A 19,481-nucleotide genomic window follows, 5' to 3' on the forward strand; every position below is an offset into this window, starting at 1 on the left:
CTCGACGACTAGACTGATGACAGCGAAACGGTCGGGCATGGGGCCAACCAGCCAGAACCGCTCCGTTCCTGAGGCAAGACATCAATATGCCCGGCATAAGGAAGCCGGGAATGTCGGCGATACTCACCCGTTTCGGTACTTCCCGCTCCAATCGCCAAAACATAACGATTGCCCGAAAAAGTCGCTTTGCAAACCCAGGTAAGTTGATGATGCCCTACCGCAAGCCGACCTAATGGAACCTCCATACTCTGGGTAGTCGCACTCCAGAGCACAATATCGTCGACGCTTTTTATCTGCATGCCAAAACAGGGTAATTCAACGGCAACGCCGACCCGAAGGTTCACCCGAACCAAAAAGGTATCACCATAGGAAAAAGTACTGCGCTGCAGTCCTGCAGAATCGAGTACATCCACCCCGACGATGGCAATTTTTTCCTCTGATCCACCTGGAGTCTCTACAAAGGCCGTGGACTCAAGGTCCTGGAGCGCCAAGGCTTCGTCCTGGGTTCTCTCGGCAAGCGCAATACCACCTTCCTCTTCCACCAAGTCATTGGCGTAATGCTTGACCACATCACGACACACACCATCCTCGACCAAAACTCCGCGCTTGAGGTAAATCGCCCGATCACAGTATTCAATCAGGGTATTGGTTGAGTGAGTGACCAACAGGATGGTTGTACCTTTCTTCTGCAGTTCGCGAATTCGCGTCAAACACTTGGTCTGAAATGCAGTGTCCCCCACCGCCAACGCTTCGTCGACGACCAGAATATCCGGAGACGTATGGATGGCCGTGGCAAATGCCAAGCGCACGAACATACCCGAAGAGTATGTTTTTACTGGCTGCTCAATGAACTCTCCGATATCTGCAAAAGCCGCAATATCAGCGAAGCGTTTGCGCATTTCCTCTTGGGAGATACCGGCAATGCTTCCAGAAAGAAAAACATTGTCGCGCCCGGAAAATTCAGGATTGAAGCCAGCACCCAGCTCAAGCAAAGCCGCGATTCGCCCGTGGATGTCTACTCGTCCTCCAGTAGGCGTCAACGTCCCGCAAATCATTTGCAATAAAGTGGATTTACCGCAGCCGTTGCGGCCGATAATTCCAACTGTTTCACCTCGGCGCAGCTGAAAGGAAACGTCATGCAATGCCCAGAACTCATGCATAAAACTACTGGGCCGAAGCCCGACAGCACGTTGCAGTCTAGGCACAACAAACTGCATGAAACGGTGCGCCGGTTTATCGTAAATATGAAAGCACTTCGACAACCCGGCCACGTCGATGAGGATATCTTCAGAGGACATCACTAAATCCCTTCCGTGTCTTGTTAAAGAACCACAAGCCCGTGCCGCAGGTTAAAATGCCAACCAAGCTGAGGATAAGCAGAGTCTGTAGATCGGGCTGACCACCGTAAATCAGGACTTGCCTGGACTGCTCAATTACTAGGGTCAATGGATTAGCCATCATATAAGGACGAAACCGCTCAGGTATCGACTCGATTGAGTAGAACACCGGCGATAGAAACATCATGACCGCAGTAATCATCCCGACGAGCTGTGCGATGTCTCTGAAAAATACGCCCAAGGCCGATACAAACCAGGACAATCCCACCAAAAACAAAACAAATGGAATCAGAATCAGCGGTAGATATATCAACGTCCACTGCAAGCCACCCGTCAGAAACAGTTGCAATCCCATCAGCACAACCAGACCGGTAAACAAGTGGAAGAGTGCTGCCCCTATTATTGTCCAAGGCAGTATTTCCAGAGGGAAAATGACTTTTTTTACATAGTTGCTGTTTGCCACAATCAACGTCGCTGATTTACCTAGGCACTCGGCGAACAGCCCATGCATCAGCATGCCGACGAAAAGTAGGATGGTGTAGTCCTGGCTCTCAGTGGCCACACCTCCCCATCGCGCCTTGAAGACGGTACCGAAGACAAAACTGTATACCATCAACATCGCAAGCGGATTGATGAACGACCAGATTATCCCTAGGAATGAACCGCTGTAACGAAGGCTGATTTCGCGCCGAACAAGCTGCCAGATAAGCTCGCGGCTCTTGATGAAGCTCCGAGCACCGAATGCAAGAGTTCTAATCATGAGGGGGTTTCATCTCAATTCAGGCGCTGGCTCAAACCGACGCCAGCAGCTTATGATAAATCCGATCTTTTTCATCAATGCAGTTCTGCAAGTTGTACTTCTCATTAAGAAGCTGCTTGCAAGCGTTTGATAATTGAGCGCGTCGCAGCGGGTCGGCGGCTAGCTGAAGAATCGCATCAGCGAACGCCTGAGCGTCGTCGCGAACCACAATATCGAGCCCATCAGTAGCCCCCAACCCTTCGCAGCCTTTACTGGTACTTAGGACTGGAATGCCGTTACTCATTGCTTCAAGAATTTTCACCCGCACTCCACCACCCGACAACAGGGGGACAAATAGCAGGTGCGAACTAGCGAGAATATCTTCCAGAGAGTCCACGAAACCATGGACAAATATGTTCTGACCGTCGTCGACCGCCTTCAATTCGTCCGGAGGGCCGGCGCCGAGAAAGTGCAGACGAATATTCAAAGCCGCTAGCTTATCGACGATCAACGGCAGAATACTTCTGACAAACCAAAGTACCCCTTCAGCATTCGGGTGCCACCAGAAACCGCCCATCCAAAGCAGGTTTACGCAATCATCAGGTTTATCTGAATAGTTGACGCCCTTCACGGGCAGGCAAAGAGGAATATAGCTTTTACTCACCTCAGCACTGACCCGTTCCATGTCGCTCATGGAAATGAACGTCATTGCATCAAACTTCCATTTGTTCTGCGCTTCGACCTGATGGGCATTACGTCGACTAGCCCTGGCCACGCCTTCAATTGCAGCTTTTTTCCAGCCCGTCAAATGCTGCGGGATCCAAAATGGAAAAATATCGGATTCAATATTGTGACTGACCAATAACGCAGGAACGTGCGGGATAAACTTCTTGAAAAAGGCCAAGTGACTGGAATGAATTTCCATCGCCTGGATGTTGTATTGCTTGACGATTCTGCGCGCGTTTTTCACAGCACTGTGGCTGTAATAACTGGCGTCCATAAAAGGCAAACCGTGATACAGGTGTTCCAGGCTGTGAGCAATCCGGCCAACGGTTCCCTTCTGTGAAGGCATCAGCGCCCGCGGCTCTACATGCACACTAAGGAAGTAACGATCGTAAAGGCTCTGATGTCGCTTGATGTGCGCAATCTCGTCCGGACCACCGATGGTATACAAATGCAAATCATACTTATCGGCGAGCGGTAGCAGCGTATTGCAGATGTAGATAGGCGCGCCAGAATTAGCTGGCAGAGGTGGAGAAAGCGTGAAAACAAGCAGGCTTTTCTTAACTGGATTTAGCATGGGACTCATCGAAGATATCTGTGTCGAAGAAAGGGGAGAAGTTGGTCACATAGGTCAGATCGCGGTTGCGCTGACCAATCACTCGGGCTGGTACTCCCCCCACCACCGCATAGTCAGGCACCGAACGGGTTACCACAGCACCGGCAGCGACAACGGCGCCTTCACCTACAACGACTCCAGGTAAAATCATAGCCCTTGCACCGATCCAGGCATGGTCTTGAATAACAACTGGTGCGCCAATCGCGGAAAAATTCGGGTCATTATGATCATGATGCAGGCTCAAGAGACACGCCTGGAACGACACATTCACATTGTTACCAATGTGCACCCCGGCCCTGCCATCCAGATATATATCGCGATTGATTACACAATTATCCCCAATGACGACCTGGCAGCGACTATGGTAACCAGTAAGAAAAATCCTCATGCTTAGATGGGTGTCATTCCCAATCGACACCCCCATAATCCGCCGATAATAGGCTTTACGCACTGACTCGATCGGCACCTTCGCGATAATATTATTTGCAATATAATATTTTGCCGCTGCCAGCATAAAGTAGATACTGGATTTCAGTAGCGCCTGCTTGAGCCTGACCTTCAAATTACCTGCCATATTCTGTCCCGAAGTGAGGCGCAGTCAGCGCCTTGTGTATTCAACCTCTTCTATCAGATCCTTTGAAGCCACGATTCACCCAACCCTGGGATGACAGCTACCCGCCTGAAATGGGCGCGCAGTGTAATCCAATATCAGCACAGGTGGTATTGGCTTCCCTCCAGCGCCGGCATTGGCTTCACAACCGGTTTACTAGAACGGCCGCAATCAAAACCACGTTTTCGGCAGCAGATTGGCGGTAGATCCCCGAGCGCTTAAAGCAAATGATTCTCATTGGTAGCGATGATCTTCGAGCCTTTCGAAACATATCCAGCCGCTTGAGGTGCTCCACCGTCAAATCTTGTCGAAAATACTCAAGGGCCACTAAATTATCCGTAGTCCAAGCGCGAAAGGTTCCATCAAACATCTTTTTAAGTCGCGATAAACGCTCACTTAAACGCCGATTGGAACCCATCAGATTATTAGCATGCTGCCTATAATCAACTTGTGGAGTCGGATCATAAAGAACTCTGCCACCACTACCGCTGACTAGCAAATATGCCCACCAGTCATGCGAAACGATCGACAATTCCTCGGGTGTTCGACTCACCAGTTGTCTGGCTGGCGAGTTGAGTACCATGGTGTTACCTCCCGCAATACTTTGAACCAAAGCACTCTCAAAGCAGGGTCGACCAGGAAACAACGCCGAATACCCCATCTCGACACCGCTCTCATCAACTAGGCGAGTGCGCGAACAGTAGAGTGCCGGTACCGGCCCTTCCTCGTCCAAACAACGTACTGCAGTGGAAATTTTTTCTTTGGCCCAGATATCGTCCTGGTCACAAAAAGCAAAATAACTTGCCTGTATTTCTTCACGCCGAACCAGCGACATGAAATTTGCCGCGAAACCCCGTCCTGGGCCACGATGGATACTCAAGCGATCAGTACCCAATCGCTCACGGTAGGACTCGAGAATCTCTAAAGTGTCATCGGTGGATCCATCGTCTGAAGCATGAATTTCCCAGTTTTGATACTCCTGAGCGACCAGTGACTCCAATTGGGCCGCCAGGTACTTTCCGCCGTTATAAGTTGACAACAAAATAGCAACACGACCAACAGCCCGGCTATCGTAACCACTATCAGCAATAGATAAAAAATCAGGCATTGGATAGACAACCAAAAGCTATATTAAGATTGCAGAGCTGGACTAGACATTACTCAAACCCAACTCGCAATTAACGCTATTAAACTAAATATCGAACTCAAGACTTGGCAGTGACCACTGCATCTACCCGTCCATAATTATCTTCAAAGCGGACAATATCGTCCTCACCTAGATAATCTCCGCTCTGCACCTCAATCATTACCAGGTCGATTACCCCTGGATTCTGCAAGCGATGCTTATGGCCCGCACGAATAAATGTTGACTCGTTGGTATTAAGCATCAACTCCTGTTGATCGTTGACAACCACAGCCATGCCACTCACCACAATCCAATGCTCACTACGGTGGTGGTGCATCTGCAGGGAAAGTGAAGCCTTCGGCTTGACCACGATACGCTTGATTTTGAAGCGCTCACCGCTCTCCAGCGTTGTATAAGTACCCCACGGACGATGCACCGTTCGATGCAGTAAGTGCGCAGTATGGCTACTGGCCTTGAGCTGGCCAACAATGTGCTTCACATCCTGCGCATGGTCTTTATGCGCAATCATCACGGCATCTGGCGTGTCAATTACCAGCAGGTCCTCAACCCCAACCAAAGCAGTGAGTCGACCCTCACTGTTTACATAGTTGTTGCGCGAACCATGAGATAACACCTCACCTTCGAAACGGTTACCATCGGCATCAGGGCTGGTCAGCTCAGCCACTGCGTTCCACGAGCCGATATCACTCCAACCGATATCACAGGGAATGGTCGCGACCTTGATAGAGCGCTCCATCAACGCGTAATCAATGGAGATATCGGGAACCTGGGCAAACGCATTAGCGTCAAGGGTCAGGCAGCGGTACTTGTCAGACGAAGTGATTCGCGACTTTTCAATGGTCTTGACCACCGCTTCAACTACGTCCGGAGCATGCTTGCGCAGCTCCTCAAGGACGGTGCCGACCCGGAAGCAGAACATCCCGGAGTTCCAATAGTAATTGCCGGCACTTACATAACCTTGAGCGGTTTCAAGATCTGGTTTTTCGACGAAACGCGCAACTTTCAAGCCGCCGTTCAGCGGAGCATTCTTCTGCGCCTCGATATAACCAAACCCTGTTTCAGGGTAGGTAGGTTGAATCCCAAAAGTCACCAGCCAGCCTTCGGAAGCTAGCGCTACGGCATCGGATACCGCGGCGGCAAAGGCCTTTTCATCCTTGATCAGGTGGTCGGCAGCCAGCACCAACATATGGACATCAGGACCATGCGTGACTTCCAGTTGCAGAGCAGCCGCGGCAACAGCGGCAGCCGTATTACGCCCGAAAGGCTCAAGAATGAAGCCTTGTGAGTGCTTGGCGGCATCAACAGCGCCGTACTCGTCTTCAGTCTTGAACAGCAGCTCACGGTTCGTCACCGTCAGGACTTCTACAACGCCCTCCAACCGCGAAGCGCGCAGGAAGGTTTTCTGGATCAGATTCTGGCCACCCGGCAGATCCATGAACGGCTTGGGGTGCGCCTCTCGAGAAACAGGCCACAACCGGCTGCCCACACCGCCAGACAAAATTACTGGAATCAGTTCCATACTCAACCTCCTTAATCCTCGCTCACTGAAAGGTTAACCACAGAAAACGGCGCTCGTTTACATTCCGATCACCTTGCACCTCTTTCAGATGCAAATCGCTGTGAACGCCTACGAAACCATCAAGCCACTTGCTTGTGCTAGGGCCGCCCTGCTATTTATTTATGTTCGACCTGAGCTATCGACGCTCGCTCGGCCTGAAATGCATATTTGCCCATTCTACAGCTAACCAAGACTTTACGAACCACTCACAATCCGCTAAACCTCAGCCATTCAGTCATGCATCCAACAACCTCTGCAGATACTGACCATACCCGGTTTTTTTCAATCGCTCAGCCTGGACTCCGAGCTCAGCTGGCGTGATCCAGCCAAAATTGTAAGCAATCTCCTCCAGGCAAGCGACCTTCAACCCCTGGCGCTGCTCAATGGTATGAACAAAGTGACTGGCCTCCAGCAGCGACTCGTGGGTGCCGGTGTCCAGCCAGGCAAAGCCGCGACCGAGCATTTCGACATTGAGGGTCTGCTGTTCGAGGTAAGCGCGGTTGACGTCGGTAATTTCCAACTCGCCACGCGAGGATGGCTTGATGCTCTTCGCGATCTCGACCACCTGATTATCGTAGAAGTACAAACCCGTTACTGCGTAGCTGGATTTTGGCTGGAGCGGTTTTTCCTCGATGCTCAACGCACGACCGGTTGCATCGAACTCGACCACACCAAAACGCTCAGGATCACTGACGTGATAACCGAAAACCGTCGCTCCCTGGGCCTGGGTATTGGCAGAGCGAAGCTTCTCCGAGAAGTGCTGGCCATAAAAGATATTGTCGCCCAGGATCAGGCAGCACGGGGCATTGCCGATGAACTCTTCACCAATGATAAAGGCCTGTGCCAGTCCATCGGGGCTTGCCTGCTCGGCATAACTGAGCTGGATACCATACTGACTGCCATCACCGAGTAACTTGCGAAAACACGGCAGGTCTTCAGGGGTGGAGATGACCAGGATTTCCCGTATACCTGCAAGCATCAACACCGATAGCGGGTAGAAGATCATCGGCTTGTCATAGATCGGCAGCATCTGCTTGGACACGCCGAGCGTCAACGGGTGAAGTCGAGTGCCTGAGCCGCCTGCGAGGATGATGCCTTTACGATTTGTCGTGGTCATTTATTCAGGACTTCCCTAAGCATTCGGGTTACACCAGTTTGCCAATCCGGTAAGCACAGAGAAAAACTGTCGCGCAGCTTTTGCGTATTCAGACGCGAATTCAGCGGGCGGCGTGCAGGTGTTGGATAGGCCGTGGTATCGATCGGATTGACTGCCGTCACTGCCAGTTGTTCACCCTGGCTGCGGGCGAAATCGATCACATGACTAGCATAGCCGTGCCAGGACACTTCACCACCAGCAGCCAAGTGATATAGGCCCGCGAGCGCAGGGTTGTGCATGACTTTCTGAACAGCCAGCGCGGTGATGTCTGCGATAAGCTCTGCCCCCGTAGGAGCCCCAATCTGATCAGCGATGATGCTCAAGGTCTCGCGCTCCTTGGCCAGTCGCAGCATCGTCTTGGCGAAGTTATTGCCGCGAGCCCCATAGACCCAACTGGTGCGAAAGATCAGGTACTTGCATCCGGACTCAATAATCGCCTGCTCACCGAGCAATTTACTGGCGCCGTAGTGATTGACGGGGGCGACCGCATCCACCTCCGTCCATGGAGCCAGGCCCTGCCCACTGAAGACGTAGTCGGTCGAGTAGTGAATAAGCCAGGCATCGAGAGCTTTGGCTTCCACCGCCATGACCTGGCTCGCCTGACCATTCACACGGTCAGCCAGTTCGGTTTCGGATTCGGCCTTATCAACAGCTGTATAAGCAGCAGCGTTGACAATGACGTTGGGCTTGACCCGGCGGATTGTCGCGCGCAAGGCCTCGAGGTCGGACAGGTCGCCGCTCAAGCCATCGGAGGCATGACGATCCAGCGCAATCAACTCGCCAAGGGGTGCAAGAGAGCGCTGCAGTTCCCAGCCTACCTGGCCATTTTTCCCCAGCAGGAGGATTTTCATGCCTTGCTCGACCGATCCGCGTAGTTCTGGTCGATCCACTGCTGGTAGCTTCCGCTCTTCACGTGATCCACCCACTCAGTGTGGGTTAGATACCATTCGACGGTCTTGCGGATGCCGGTTTCAAAAGACTCTTGCGGCGTCCAACCAAGCTCACGCTGGATTTTGCTGGCATCGATCGCGTAGCGCTGATCGTGGCCCGGGCGATCCTGAACGTAAGTGATCAGGCTGGCGTGCGGGCAATGAGGAGAGTCCTGACGCAGCTCATCGAGTAGTGCGCACAGGGCGTGTACGACCTCGATGTTTTGCTTTTCGTTATGGCCGCCGATGTTGTACGTCTCGCCAATGACACCTTCGGTCACGACTTTATACAGCGCCCGCGCATGGTCCTCGACATAGAGCCAGTCACGCACCTGGTTACCTTTGCCATACACCGGCAATGCCTTGCCTTCCAGCGCATTGAGAATGATCAGCGGAATCAGTTTCTCGGGAAAGTGGCACGGCCCGTAGTTGTTCGAGCAGTTGGTGACCAGGGTAGGCAGGCCATAGGTACGCGCCCAGGCACGAACCAGATGATCAGAGCTGGCCTTGCTGGCCGAGTACGGCGAGCTTGGCTGATAGGGCGTGGTTTCGGTGAAGAGGTCTTGCGGGCCTTCGAGGTCACCATAAACTTCGTCAGTCGAAATATGGTGAAATCGGAAACTCGCCTTGCGACCATCGTCCAGCGCTGCCCAGTAGTGACGCGCGGCTTCAAGCAGCGTGTAGGTGCCAATGATGTTGGTCTGGATAAATTCGGATGGGCCGCTGATCGAACGATCGACGTGGGATTCCGCGGCCAGGTGCATGATGGCATCTGGTTGCTGTTCACGCAGGACACGATCGATCTGCTCGCGATCACAAATATCGACGTGCTCGAATAGATAACGGGCGTTTTGGCTGACTTCAGCCAAAGACTCAAGGTTGCCCGCATACGTGAGCTTATCGACATTAACGACCGCGTCATTCGTGTTGGAAATGATATGGCGAATGACCGCCGAACCGATAAATCCTGCACCGCCGGTTACTAGAATTTTCACGCGAAAGCATACCCTTGAGTTGCAGACAGCGTCGCTACCGGACGGCCGTCTAATCCATGAATGCATCAGTCGTTTTTTGTCAGGTTCAGTCCGACCGATGTGAGGCCCAATCATTTGCGGACGATTGCTGCAATTTACCGCTCAATCACGACTCACTAATGGATATGGGCACCCTGCAGCCAAAGCCAGGGGCATGCCAAAGGTGCTCCGCTAGGACAGCACCCGCTTTCGCGCCCCCCTGGAAGTCCGACCCAGGAACCACCCCAATACAGGCCCTATCACCATCCCCACCAGGAGCGTCAGTACCACAACCACCGACAGTGGGATTTGCGGCCCCGCCCAGCCAAGAAACAGCAAAGATACCGACTGCTGATTTTCCAGCACAAACAGCAGTATCGCTAGCGCCAGCAACAGGACAAAAACGCCAAGCAGTACACGCTTCACGCTACGCATAAGTGATTCCTTGAGTTGCGCAGTCTGTCAAAGCCCCTCCTCCTCTTCTTCATTCACCCGATCCCGAAGCTCTTTGCCCGGTTTGAAATGGGGAACAAATTTTCCATCCAGGCTAACCGATTGCCCGGTCTTCGGGTTGCGTCCTACACGAGGTGCGCGGTAGTGCAGGGAGAAACTGCCAAAACCACGGATCTCGATGCGATCACCGGTGGCCAGGCATTGGGACATTTGTTCAAGCATAGTCTTGATGGCCAGCTCTACATCCTTGGATGAAAGCAGCCCTTGATGGGTGACAATTCGTTCGATCAACTCCGACTTCGTCATATTTTTCCCTTCTTTTTCAAGCAGCTAGATCAGCGCTTCAAAGGTTTTAGCATGCCAGAAGGAATTTGAACAGCCCAAGCATTGACTTATCTGCACGACCACGACCTCACCGATCAATCGAGTTTTTTCAGACATCAAACCCAGACTCACCATACAAATTCACCACACGATTACCTACAAATGACCAGCATAGTGCGCGTAAGGTAACCCGCCGGATTCCAACCAAACGGATAGTCCTGATCCTCCTCCTTGATATCACTGGACCTGGCAACGACCTTATACCCCTGCGCCTTGCATTCCTTGTCTGCGCGCTTGTAGCACCTCTCCCAACCCGACCCAAGCCCCGAACAATCGATCTCGATCCCGCTCACCCCGCGCACCGCATGGGACTTCACGTTAGTGGTACAGCCTGCCAGAACCAGCACAGCAAGCACGACGAAGAACCTGTTCATTCGCTTCCTTAGACTGGACGATTTGCCCGACCGCTGTTTGCTTCAGGCTAAGCCTAGCCCAAATAGTGAAATGCTCTGCACAAAGAACCAGACAGCACTGCCCGGGGTTTGTTTCACCGATAACCGACACACCCATCAATCGTCGCAAACTCAAATTCCAGGCACAAAAAAGGGCGACCGAAGTCGCCCTTTTTATGGTCTGACAGAACTTAGTTCTGTTTTTCCATCTGTGCACGCAACAGGTCGCCCAGAGTGGTAGGACCAGCAGCAATGTCAGAGGTAGCTGGCTTGTCGCGCAGGCTCTGGATTGCTTCTTTCTCTTCAGCATCGTCTTTCGACTTGATGGAGAGCTGGATTACGCGGCTCTTGCGGTCAACGCTGATGATCTTGGCTTCTACTTCTTCGCCTTCTTTCAGAACGTTACGCGCGTCTTCAACGCGGTCACGGCTGATTTCGGAGGCTTTCAGAGTCGCTTCGATGTCGTCAGCCAAAGTGATGATGGCGCCTTTAGCGTCAACTTCTTTCACGATGCCTTTAACGATTGCGCCTTTGTCGTTCTCTTGAACGTACTCGGAGAACGGATCGCTTTCCAGTTGCTTGATACCCAGGGAGATACGCTCGCGCTCTGGGTCAACCGACAGGATAACGGTGTCCAGCTCGTCGCCTTTCTTGAAGCGACGAACAGCTTCTTCGCCCACTTCGTTCCAGGAGATGTCGGACAGGTGAACCAGGCCGTCGATGCCGCCGTCCAGACCAATGAAGATACCGAAATCGGTGATCGACTTGATGGTGCCGGAGATTTTATCGCCCTTGTTGAACTGGCCAGAGAAATCTTCCCATGGGTTAGATTTGCACTGCTTGATGCCCAGGGAAATACGACGACGCTCTTCGTCGATGTCCAGAACCATAACTTCCACTTCGTCGCCGACTTGTACGACTTTCGAAGGGTGGATGTTCTTGTTGGTCCAGTCCATTTCGGAAACGTGTACCAGACCTTCAACGCCTTCTTCCAGCTCAGCGAAGCAGCCGTAGTCGGTCAGGTTGGTTACACGCGCGGTAACGCGAGTGCTTTCTGGGTAACGGGCTTTGATAGCAACCCATGGATCTTCGCCCAGTTGCTTGAGGCCCAGGGAAACACGATTGCGCTCGCGATCGTACTTCAGAACCTTGACATCGATCTCGTCGCCAACGTTGACGATTTCCGATGGATGCTTGATACGCTTCCAAGCCATGTCGGTAATGTGCAGCAGGCCATCGACGCCACCCAGATCGACGAATGCGCCGTAATCGGTGAGGTTCTTGACGATACCTTTGACTTGTTGGCCTTCCTGCAGGGATTCCAGCAGAGCTTCACGCTCAGCGGAGTTCTCGGCTTCGAGGACGCTACGACGGGAAACGACAACGTTGTTGCGTTTCTGGTCAAGCTTGATGACCTTGAATTCCAGCTCTTTGCCTTCCAGGTGCGTGGTGTCGCGCACAGGACGGACGTCAACCAGAGAACCTGGCAGGAACGCACGGATGCCGTTAACGTCGACAGTGAAGCCGCCTTTAACCTTACCGTTGATAACGCCCTTGACCACTTCTTCGGCTGCGAAGGCTGCTTCCAGAACAATCCAGCATTCAGCGCGCTTGGCTTTTTCACGGGACAGCTTGGTTTCGCCAAAGCCGTCTTCAACCGAGTCCAGAGCAACGTGAACTTCGTCACCGACGTTGATGTTCAGTTCGCCAGCGTCGTTGTAGAACTGCTCAAGCGGGATGAGTGCTTCAGACTTCAGGCCAGCGTGAACGGTTACCCAGCGAGCTTGGTAATCGATATCAACGATAACACCGGTGATGATGGAGCCTGCCTGAAGGTTCAGGGTTTTTAGGCTTTCTTCAAAGAGTTCCGCAAAGCTTTCGCTCATTTTAATTCCTGTTGATAAGGGCGAAGAATACGCCCATCTCCACACCCCAGACGGTGTGGGTTAGTTTCAATTAAAAGAAGCACCGCAGGACTATGACTGGTCCCCTACGGCCTTCTTGGTCACCCGGCGATATCGCGGAGGGCGATTTCGCTCATGATGCGTTCCAGCACCTGATCGATGGACAACTCCGTGGAATCCAGCTGAATCGCGTCGACCGCCGGCTTGAGCGGGGCTACCGCTCGCTGGGTGTCGCGCTCATCGCGCACACGGATCTCATCTAGCAGACTCGACAGACTAACATCCTCGCCCTTGCCCTTCAACTGCAAATATCGGCGGCGCGCTCGTTCCTCGGCGCTGGCGGTCAGAAAAATCTTCAAGGGTGCATCGGGAAAGACCACCGTACCCATGTCACGACCGTCAGCCACCAGCCCCGGGGCTTCCTGGAAAGCCCGCTGGCGCTGCAGCAGCGCCTCACGCACAGCCGGCAGCGCAGCTACCTGGGAGGCGCCGGCACCGGCAACTTCGGTGCGGATCGCATCGCTGACCTCATCCCCTTCAAGGATGATGCGCTGCAACTGACCGTCGGTCGCCGCGATGAACTGCACATCCAGATGAGCGGCAAGTTTCTTCAGCAATTCCTCGTTGGTCAGGTCGACCCCGTGGTTGCGCGCAGCGAACGCCAGCAAACGGTACAACGCACCGGAATCCAGCAGATTCCAGTTCAGGCGCCTGGCGAGCATGCCGGCAATAGTGCCTTTACCCGAACCGCTTGGCCCGTCGATGGTGATAACTGGAGCAATGTTGTTCACGACTGAGCCTCTTGGGCAACGCGGATACCGACCTGCGCGCACAACGCGAGGAAATTCGGGAAGGAGGTGGCGACGTTGGCGCAATCATGGATGCGGATCGGCGCATTGGCGCGCAACGACGCCACACTGAACGCCATCGCAATCCGGTGATCGCCATGACCATGGACTTCGCCACCACCGATCTGGCCGCCGTCAATGATAATCCCATCCGGCGTCGGCTCGCACTTGACGCCCAGCGCCAGCAGACCGTCGGCCATGACCTGGATCCGGTCAGATTCCTTGACCCGCAGCTCTTCGGCACCGCGCAGGATGGTCCGGCCTTGCGCACAAGCTGCCGCCACGAACAGTACCGGGAACTCGTCGATGGCCAGCGGCACCAGCTCCTCGGGAATCTCGATGCCCTTGAGTTGAGCCGCGCGCACGCGCAGGTCAGCCACCGGCTCGCCGCCCACTTCGCGCTGGTTTTCCAGGGTAATGTCGGCACCCATGAGACGCAGGATATCGATCACCCCGGTGCGGGTCGGGTTGATGCCGACGTGCTCCAACACCAGTTCGGAACCTTCGGCAATCGAAGCGGCGACCAGGAAGAACGCCGACGAAGAGATATCGCCCGGCACTTCGATGTGAGTGGCAGTCAGCTTGTGGCCGGACTCGACCGAAGCGGTTGCGCCCTCGACAGTTACCGGATAGCCGAAGCCGCGCAGCATGCGCTCGGTATGGTCACGCGTTGGCGCAGGCTCGGTGACCGTGGTCTGGCCTTCGGCGTACAGACCAGCCAACAGCAGGCAGGACTTAACCTGGGCGCTGGCCATCGGCATGGTGTAGGTCAGGCCCTTGAGGGCATGACCACCACGAATGATCATCGGCGGACGGCCTTCAGCGGCGGTTTCGATCACCGCACCCATTTCCCGCAGCGGATTGGCCACGCGATTCATCGGGCGCTTGGACAACGAGGCGTCGCCCGTCAGGGTGCTATCGAAGCTCTGCGCAGCCAGAAGGCCAGACAGCAGGCGCATCGAAGTGCCGGAGTTGCCCAGGTAGATCGGGCCAGGCGCCGGTTTCAAGCCATGCAGGCCCACACCGTGAATGGTCACACGACCATGGTGCGGCCCTTCGATGACCACCCCCATGTCGCGGAAGGCCTGCAGGGTCGCCAGGGCATCTTCGCCCTCGAGGAAGCCTTCGACTTCGGTGACACCCTCAGCCAGCGAGCCGAGCATGATCGAACGGTGGGAAATCGATTTATCGCCCGGTACACGAATCCGCCCAGTCAGGCGGCCACCAGGTTGTGCCAGGAAAATCAGGTCGTTGGAGTTCATAGCGTCCACATAGGCCCGGCGGGCCAGGATTTTACTGAAATGCTCGCGGGCAACCCGGGCGCGAGTGAATACGCCCAACAATTGGTGCCCGTCCCCTGCATCGACCGCGTCGCGCAAGGCGTCGAGGTCGCTGCGAAATGTATCGAGTGTGCGCAGCACCGCTTCCCGGTTAGCGAGAAAGATGTCGTGCCACATCACCGGGTCGCTACCGGCGATTCTTGTGAAATCGCGGAAGCCGCCCGCAGCGTAACGGAAGATCTCAAGATTTTCATTGCGCTTGGCCAAAGAGTCGACCAGACCGAACGCCAACAGGTGCGGCAGATGGCTGGTTGCGGCCAGCACCTCGTCGTGGCGCTCAACCTGCATGTGCTCGACATCGGCACCCAATTCGCGCCACAACGCATCAACCACCGCCAGCGCAGCCGGATCGGTTTGCTCAAGCGGCGTAAGGATCACCTTGTGCCGGCGGAACAGCTGGGCATTGGAGGCCTCAACCCCGCTCTGCTCGGAACCGGCAATCGGGTGCCCCGGCACGAAGCGTGGCGGCATGCCGCCGAACGCCTGGGTTGCCGCACGCACCACATTGCCCTTGGCACTGCCGACATCCGTCAGGATCGCTGCGCCCAGGTCCATGCCCGCGAGCAACGCCAGGAGCTTCTCCATGGCCAGGATCGGCACCGCCAACTGAATGACGTCGGCACCGACACAGGCGGCCGCCAGGTCATCTTCACAGCGGTCGACCACGCCCAGCTCTACGGCAAGCTTGCGCGATTGCGGATCGAGATCGACCCCCACCACCTCACGGCAAATGCCGCTTTCGCGCAAGCCCTTGGCAAACGAACCGCCGATCAGCCCCAGGCCGACCACCACCAGGCGGCCGATCAGCGGCGCAGCAGGTTGCACGGCACTGACATCAACCACGAGCCAGAACCTTGCTCAGCGCCTCGAGGAAACGGCTGTTTTCCGCCGGCAGGCCGACGGTGATGCGCAGGTGGTTCGGCATGCCGTAGTTGGCCACCGGACGCACAATCACACCTTCACGCAGCAAGCCCTGGAAGATCGGCGCAGCACTGCACCCCAGATCAACACAGATGAAGTTGCCCCGGGACGGGATCCAGCCCAGCCCCAGCTCACGGAACCCGGCTTCCAACTGCTGCATGCCAGCCTCATTCAGGCGTCGGCTTTCAGCCAGGTATTCATCGTCTTGCAACGCGGCACAGGCGGCTGCCAGTGCCAGGCTGTTGACGTTGAAGGGCTGGCGCACGCGATTCAGCACGTCAGCCACCACCGCCGTCGACAAACCATAACCGACGCGCAACGCCGCTAAGCCATAGGCCTTGGAGAAGGTGCGCGATACCAGCAAGTTCGGATACGCAGCAAGAAAATCCAGGCCATCGGGCAGCTCACTGCCCTCGGCGTACTCGATGTACGCCTCGTCCAGCACCACCAGCACCGAGGCAGGCACATCCTGCAGGAACTCATCCAGTGCCTCGGCACTGAACCAGGTTCCGGTCGGGTTGTTCGGATTGGCAATGAACACTACTCGGGTGTTGGCGTCGATCGCTGCCAACATGGTCGGCAGGTCGTGCCCCCAGTCCTTGGCCGGGATTACCCGCGCATCAGCACCAACGGCCTGGGTGACGATCGGATAGACCGCAAAGGCGTGCTCACTGAACACTGCGTTCAAGCCGGGTGCCAGATAGGCACGCGCCACCAGCTCAAGAATATCGTTGGAGCCGTTGCCCAACGTCACCTGGCTCAGCTCGACACGGCACTGTTCTGCCAGCAGGGTCTTGAGCGCAAAGCCATTGCCATCCGGATACCGGGTCAGCTCGGCCAGCTCTTCACGAATCGCCGCCAAGGCCTTGGGACTGGCACCCAGCGGGTTTTCGTTGCTGGCCAGTTTGACGATGCTGGCCGGATCGATATCCAGCTCGCGAGCCAGTTCGTCCACGGGCTTGCCCGGAACGTAAGGCGAAAGTTGTTGCACGCCCGGCTGTGCCAGAGCGAGGAAGTCGCCACTCATTGTTAACGCCCTTAGAGAACTGCTTTGGGGTAGGAACCCAACACTTTAAGTGCCACTGCTTCCTGACTGATTTTCTCCAGCACACCCTTGACCAGCGGATCGCGGTGGTGGCCGACGAAGTCGATGAAAAACACGTAGGTCCACTTGCCACTGCGCGACGGACGAGTCTCGATGCGAGTCAGGTCGATGCCGTTGTCGTGGAAAGGCACGAGCAGTTCGTGCAGCGCACCCGGCTTGTTGCTCATCGAGACGATGATCGAGGTCTTGTCGTCGCCAGTCGGCGGCACTTCCTGGCTACCGATCATCAGGAAGCGCGTGGAGTTGTCCGGACGATCTTCGATCTTCTCGGCCAGGCGAGTCAGGCCGTACAGGCCAGCCGCCATGTCGCCAGCGATTGCCGCCGAATTCCACTCACCCTTGACCCGCTTGGCTGCCTCGGCGTTGCTGGAGACCGCCACGCGCTCGACATTCGGGTAATGCGCATCCAGCCACTTGCGGCACTGGGCCAGGGACTGGGCGTGGGAGTAGATGCGGCTGATGCTGTCAGTCTTGGTGTTTTCACCCACCAGCAAGTGGTGGTGAATCCGCAGCTCGACTTCGCCACAGATGACCATGTCGTGCTCAAGGAAGCTGTCGAGGGTGTGGTTGACGGCGCCTTCCGTGGAGTTTTCCACAGGCACCACGCCAAAATTCACCGCGCCGGCAGCCACTTCACGGAACACTTCATCGATCGCCGCCATCGGCTTGCTGATCACCGCGTGACCAAAGTGCTTCATGGCGGCTGCCTGGGTGAAGGTGCCTTCAGGCCCCAGGTAAGCCACTTTCAGCGGCTGCTCGAGCGCCAGGCACGAGGACATGATTTCGCGGAACAACCGCGCCATCTCTTCGTTGCCCAGCGGCCCCTGGTTTCGCTCCATCACGCGCTTGAGCACCTGAGCTTCACGCTCAGGACGATAGAACACCGGCACTTCGCCTTCGGCCAGCGAGGCCATCTTTACTCGCGCGACTTCCTGGGCGCAGCGGGCACGCTCACTGATCAGCTCCAGGACCTTTTCGTCCAGCGAATCAATGCGCAGGCGCAGTGCCTTGAGTTCTTGCTCAGACATTAGCCGTGTTCCTTCTCGAACTCTGCCATGTACGAAACCAGTGCGTTGACCGCAACGATGTCGACGGCGTTATAGATGGAGGCGCGCATACCGCCTACCGAACGGTGACCCTTGAGGTTCAGCAGGCCCCGCTCCTCGGCACCGGCCAAAAATGGCTTGTCCAGGCGATCGTCGGCCAGGCGGAACGGCACGTTCATCCACGAGCGATCAGTCTTGTTGATCGGGTTGCTGTACAGGCCGCTGGCATCAATGAAGTCATACAGAGTGCGCTGCTTGGCCTCGTTGAGCTTACCGATAGCTTCCACGCCACCTTGATCCTTCAGCCACTCGAACACCAGGCCGGACAAGTACCAGGCCAGGGTTGGCGGGGTGTTGTACATCGAGCCGTTGTCGGCCGCGACCTTGTAGTCGAGCATGGTCGGGCACAACGAGCGGGCACGACCCAGCAGGTCTTCGCGCACGATGTTGACCACGATACCGCTCGGGCCGATGTTTTTCTGGGCGCCGGCGTAGATCATGCCAAAACGCGAAACATCGATCGGGCGCGACAAAATGTCCGAAGACATGTCGGCGACCAGCGGCACATCACCAGTTTCCGGCACCCAGCCAAACTCCAGGCCGCCGATGGTTTCGTTCGGCGCGTAGTGCACGTAGGCGGCGTCTTGCGACAACTGCCACTCGTTCTGTCCGGGAATTGCAAAATAGTCGTAGGGCTTGGCGGTCGCGGCAACGTTGACGTGGCCGTAACGGGAAGCTTCTTCGATGGCTTTCTGCGACCAGATACCGGTGTCGATATAGTCGGCGGTGCCGTTTTCCGGCAACAGGTTCAGCGGAATCTGGGCAAATTGCTGGCTCGCGCCACCTTGCAGAAACAGTACTTTGTAGTTCGAAGGGATATTCAGCAGATCACGCAGATCCTGCTCGGCCTTGGTGGCAATGGACACGAACTCATCACTGCGATGGCTCATTTCCATGACGGAGAGGCCCTTGCCGTGCCAATCCAGGAGTTCACCCTGGGCACGTTGCAGGACAGCTTCGGGAAGTGCCGCCGGACCGGCACAGAAGTTATAGGCTCTCTTGCTCACATCCAATCTCGCTCTGATTTGGTGGTATCACACAATTAATCACAACATCTATCGACACCGATCCTGGTTGGAGCAAATTATTGTGGGAGCTGGCTTGCCTGCGATTGCATCACCGCGGTACTGAAGACGCATCGCGGCGTCTGCATCGCGGGCAAGCCCGGCTCCCACAAAAAACCTGTCACACAAGATCTTC

Annotated in this window: 18 protein-coding genes; all 18 read right to left on the reverse strand. The window is 55.4% G+C overall.

The annotated features are described in order from the left end of the window. Positions 1-8: 8 nt before the first annotated feature. Positions 9-1,298 (reverse strand): ABC transporter ATP-binding protein, encoded by a 1,290-nt coding sequence (locus ACM6IP_RS26740; RefSeq protein ID WP_095168042.1) that lies wholly within the window; start codon positions 1,296-1,298, stop codon positions 9-11. Further along, on the reverse strand, positions 1,288-2,097 hold the full coding sequence (locus ACM6IP_RS26745; protein ID WP_095168040.1) for an ABC transporter permease: 810 nt from the start codon (positions 2,095-2,097) through the stop codon (positions 1,288-1,290). Before ACM6IP_RS26745 ends, ACM6IP_RS26740 begins: the two co-directional genes overlap by 11 nt. 31 nt (positions 2,098-2,128) lie before the next feature. After that, entirely contained in the window at positions 2,129-3,385 is a 1,257-nt protein-coding gene (locus ACM6IP_RS26750; RefSeq protein ID WP_414862655.1) for a glycosyltransferase, read from the reverse strand. Continuing rightward, positions 3,360-3,989 carry an acyltransferase gene (locus ACM6IP_RS26755; RefSeq protein ID WP_095168037.1) on the reverse strand — a complete coding sequence of 210 codons (630 nt, stop codon included), beginning with the start codon at positions 3,987-3,989 and terminating at the stop codon, positions 3,360-3,362. The genes ACM6IP_RS26750 and ACM6IP_RS26755 overlap by 26 nt, the downstream gene beginning before the upstream one ends. A gap of 178 nt (positions 3,990-4,167) precedes the next feature. Further along, the gene (locus tag ACM6IP_RS26760; RefSeq protein ID WP_401128541.1) at positions 4,168-5,133 is read right to left on the reverse strand and encodes a glycosyltransferase family 2 protein; all 966 of its coding nucleotides are present in this window, start codon (positions 5,131-5,133) and stop codon (positions 4,168-4,170) included. A 97-nt stretch (positions 5,134-5,230) separates the two neighbouring features. Further along, on the reverse strand, positions 5,231-6,691 hold the full coding sequence (locus ACM6IP_RS26765) for a mannose-1-phosphate guanylyltransferase/mannose-6-phosphate isomerase (protein ID WP_401128538.1): 1,461 nt from the start codon (positions 6,689-6,691) through the stop codon (positions 5,231-5,233). Between the two features lie 274 nt (positions 6,692-6,965). After that, positions 6,966-7,847: a glucose-1-phosphate thymidylyltransferase RfbA gene (rfbA, locus tag ACM6IP_RS26770; protein ID WP_095168034.1), complete on the reverse strand. Its 882-nt coding sequence runs from the start codon at positions 7,845-7,847 to the stop codon at positions 6,966-6,968. Next, positions 7,844-8,737 (reverse strand): dTDP-4-dehydrorhamnose reductase, encoded by an 894-nt coding sequence (gene rfbD, locus ACM6IP_RS26775; RefSeq protein WP_414862656.1) that lies wholly within the window; start codon positions 8,735-8,737, stop codon positions 7,844-7,846. The genes rfbA and rfbD overlap by 4 nt, the downstream gene beginning before the upstream one ends. Continuing rightward, complete coding sequence (gene rfbB, locus ACM6IP_RS26780; RefSeq protein ID WP_095168030.1) at positions 8,734-9,810, reverse strand: dTDP-glucose 4,6-dehydratase; 1,077 nt, start codon at positions 9,808-9,810, stop codon at positions 8,734-8,736. Before rfbB ends, rfbD begins: the two co-directional genes overlap by 4 nt. 210 nt (positions 9,811-10,020) lie before the next feature. Further along, the gene (locus ACM6IP_RS26785) at positions 10,021-10,263 is read right to left on the reverse strand and encodes a lipopolysaccharide assembly protein LapA domain-containing protein (protein ID WP_159997354.1); all 243 of its coding nucleotides are present in this window, start codon (positions 10,261-10,263) and stop codon (positions 10,021-10,023) included. A 27-nt stretch (positions 10,264-10,290) separates the two neighbouring features. Beyond that, positions 10,291-10,587: an integration host factor subunit beta gene (gene ihfB, locus ACM6IP_RS26790; RefSeq protein WP_007899751.1), complete on the reverse strand. Its 297-nt coding sequence runs from the start codon at positions 10,585-10,587 to the stop codon at positions 10,291-10,293. A gap of 170 nt (positions 10,588-10,757) precedes the next feature. Then, positions 10,758-11,039, reverse strand: a complete 282-nt coding sequence (locus ACM6IP_RS26795; RefSeq protein WP_414862657.1) for a hypothetical protein — start codon at positions 11,037-11,039, stop codon at positions 10,758-10,760. 209 nt (positions 11,040-11,248) lie between these two features. Then, a complete protein-coding gene (gene rpsA, locus ACM6IP_RS26800; RefSeq protein ID WP_014337228.1) occupies positions 11,249-12,943 on the reverse strand; it encodes a 30S ribosomal protein S1 in 1,695 nt (564 codons plus the stop codon). Between the two features lie 119 nt (positions 12,944-13,062). Then, the gene (cmk, locus tag ACM6IP_RS26805) at positions 13,063-13,752 is read right to left on the reverse strand and encodes a (d)CMP kinase (RefSeq protein ID WP_095168025.1); all 690 of its coding nucleotides are present in this window, start codon (positions 13,750-13,752) and stop codon (positions 13,063-13,065) included. Further along, positions 13,749-15,956 (reverse strand): bifunctional prephenate dehydrogenase/3-phosphoshikimate 1-carboxyvinyltransferase, encoded by a 2,208-nt coding sequence (locus tag ACM6IP_RS26810; protein ID WP_159998896.1) that lies wholly within the window; start codon positions 15,954-15,956, stop codon positions 13,749-13,751. Before ACM6IP_RS26810 ends, cmk begins: the two co-directional genes overlap by 4 nt. A gap of 28 nt (positions 15,957-15,984) precedes the next feature. Then, positions 15,985-17,097: a histidinol-phosphate transaminase gene (gene hisC / locus ACM6IP_RS26815; RefSeq protein ID WP_401130124.1), complete on the reverse strand. Its 1,113-nt coding sequence runs from the start codon at positions 17,095-17,097 to the stop codon at positions 15,985-15,987. An 11-nt stretch (positions 17,098-17,108) separates the two neighbouring features. Continuing rightward, complete coding sequence (gene pheA, locus ACM6IP_RS26820; RefSeq protein WP_017129662.1) at positions 17,109-18,203, reverse strand: prephenate dehydratase; 1,095 nt, start codon at positions 18,201-18,203, stop codon at positions 17,109-17,111. Continuing rightward, positions 18,203-19,288: a 3-phosphoserine/phosphohydroxythreonine transaminase gene (gene serC / locus ACM6IP_RS26825; RefSeq protein WP_095168258.1), complete on the reverse strand. Its 1,086-nt coding sequence runs from the start codon at positions 19,286-19,288 to the stop codon at positions 18,203-18,205. Before serC ends, pheA begins: the two co-directional genes overlap by 1 nt. Positions 19,289-19,481: the final 193 nt, after the last annotated feature.

Origin of the sequence: Pseudomonas sp. IT-P176 (assembly GCF_949767245.1) — a bacterium.
Lineage (GTDB): Bacteria > Pseudomonadota > Gammaproteobacteria > Pseudomonadales > Pseudomonadaceae > Aquipseudomonas.

Bases quoted from the DNA above. Each gene is read 5' to 3' on its own strand.
- ACM6IP_RS26740 (WP_095168042.1), bottom strand. From the start codon at position 1,298: ATGTCCTCTGAAGATATCCTCATCGACGTGGCCGGGTTGTCGAAGTGC.
- ACM6IP_RS26745 (WP_095168040.1), bottom strand. From the start codon at position 2,097: ATGATTAGAACTCTTGCATTCGGTGCTCGGAGCTTCATCAAGAGCCGC.
- ACM6IP_RS26750 (WP_414862655.1), bottom strand. From the start codon at position 3,385: ATGAGTCCCATGCTAAATCCAGTTAAGAAAAGCCTGCTTGTTTTCACG.
- ACM6IP_RS26755 (WP_095168037.1), bottom strand. From the start codon at position 3,989: ATGGCAGGTAATTTGAAGGTCAGGCTCAAGCAGGCGCTACTGAAATCC.
- ACM6IP_RS26760 (WP_401128541.1), bottom strand. From the start codon at position 5,133: ATGCCTGATTTTTTATCTATTGCTGATAGTGGTTACGATAGCCGGGCT.
- ACM6IP_RS26765 (WP_401128538.1), bottom strand. From the start codon at position 6,691: ATGGAACTGATTCCAGTAATTTTGTCTGGCGGTGTGGGCAGCCGGTTG.
- rfbA (WP_095168034.1), bottom strand. From the start codon at position 7,847: ATGACCACGACAAATCGTAAAGGCATCATCCTCGCAGGCGGCTCAGGC.
- rfbD (WP_414862656.1), bottom strand. From the start codon at position 8,737: ATGAAAATCCTCCTGCTGGGGAAAAATGGCCAGGTAGGCTGGGAACTG.
- ACM6IP_RS26785 (WP_159997354.1), bottom strand. From the start codon at position 10,263: ATGCGTAGCGTGAAGCGTGTACTGCTTGGCGTTTTTGTCCTGTTGCTG.
- ihfB (WP_007899751.1), bottom strand. From the start codon at position 10,587: ATGACGAAGTCGGAGTTGATCGAACGAATTGTCACCCATCAAGGGCTG.
- ACM6IP_RS26795 (WP_414862657.1), bottom strand. From the start codon at position 11,039: ATGAACAGGTTCTTCGTCGTGCTTGCTGTGCTGGTTCTGGCAGGCTGT.
- rpsA (WP_014337228.1), bottom strand. From the start codon at position 12,943: ATGAGCGAAAGCTTTGCGGAACTCTTTGAAGAAAGCCTAAAAACCCTG.
- hisC (WP_401130124.1), bottom strand. From the start codon at position 17,097: ATGAGTGGCGACTTCCTCGCTCTGGCACAGCCGGGCGTGCAACAACTT.
- pheA (WP_017129662.1), bottom strand. From the start codon at position 18,203: ATGTCTGAGCAAGAACTCAAGGCACTGCGCCTGCGCATTGATTCGCTG.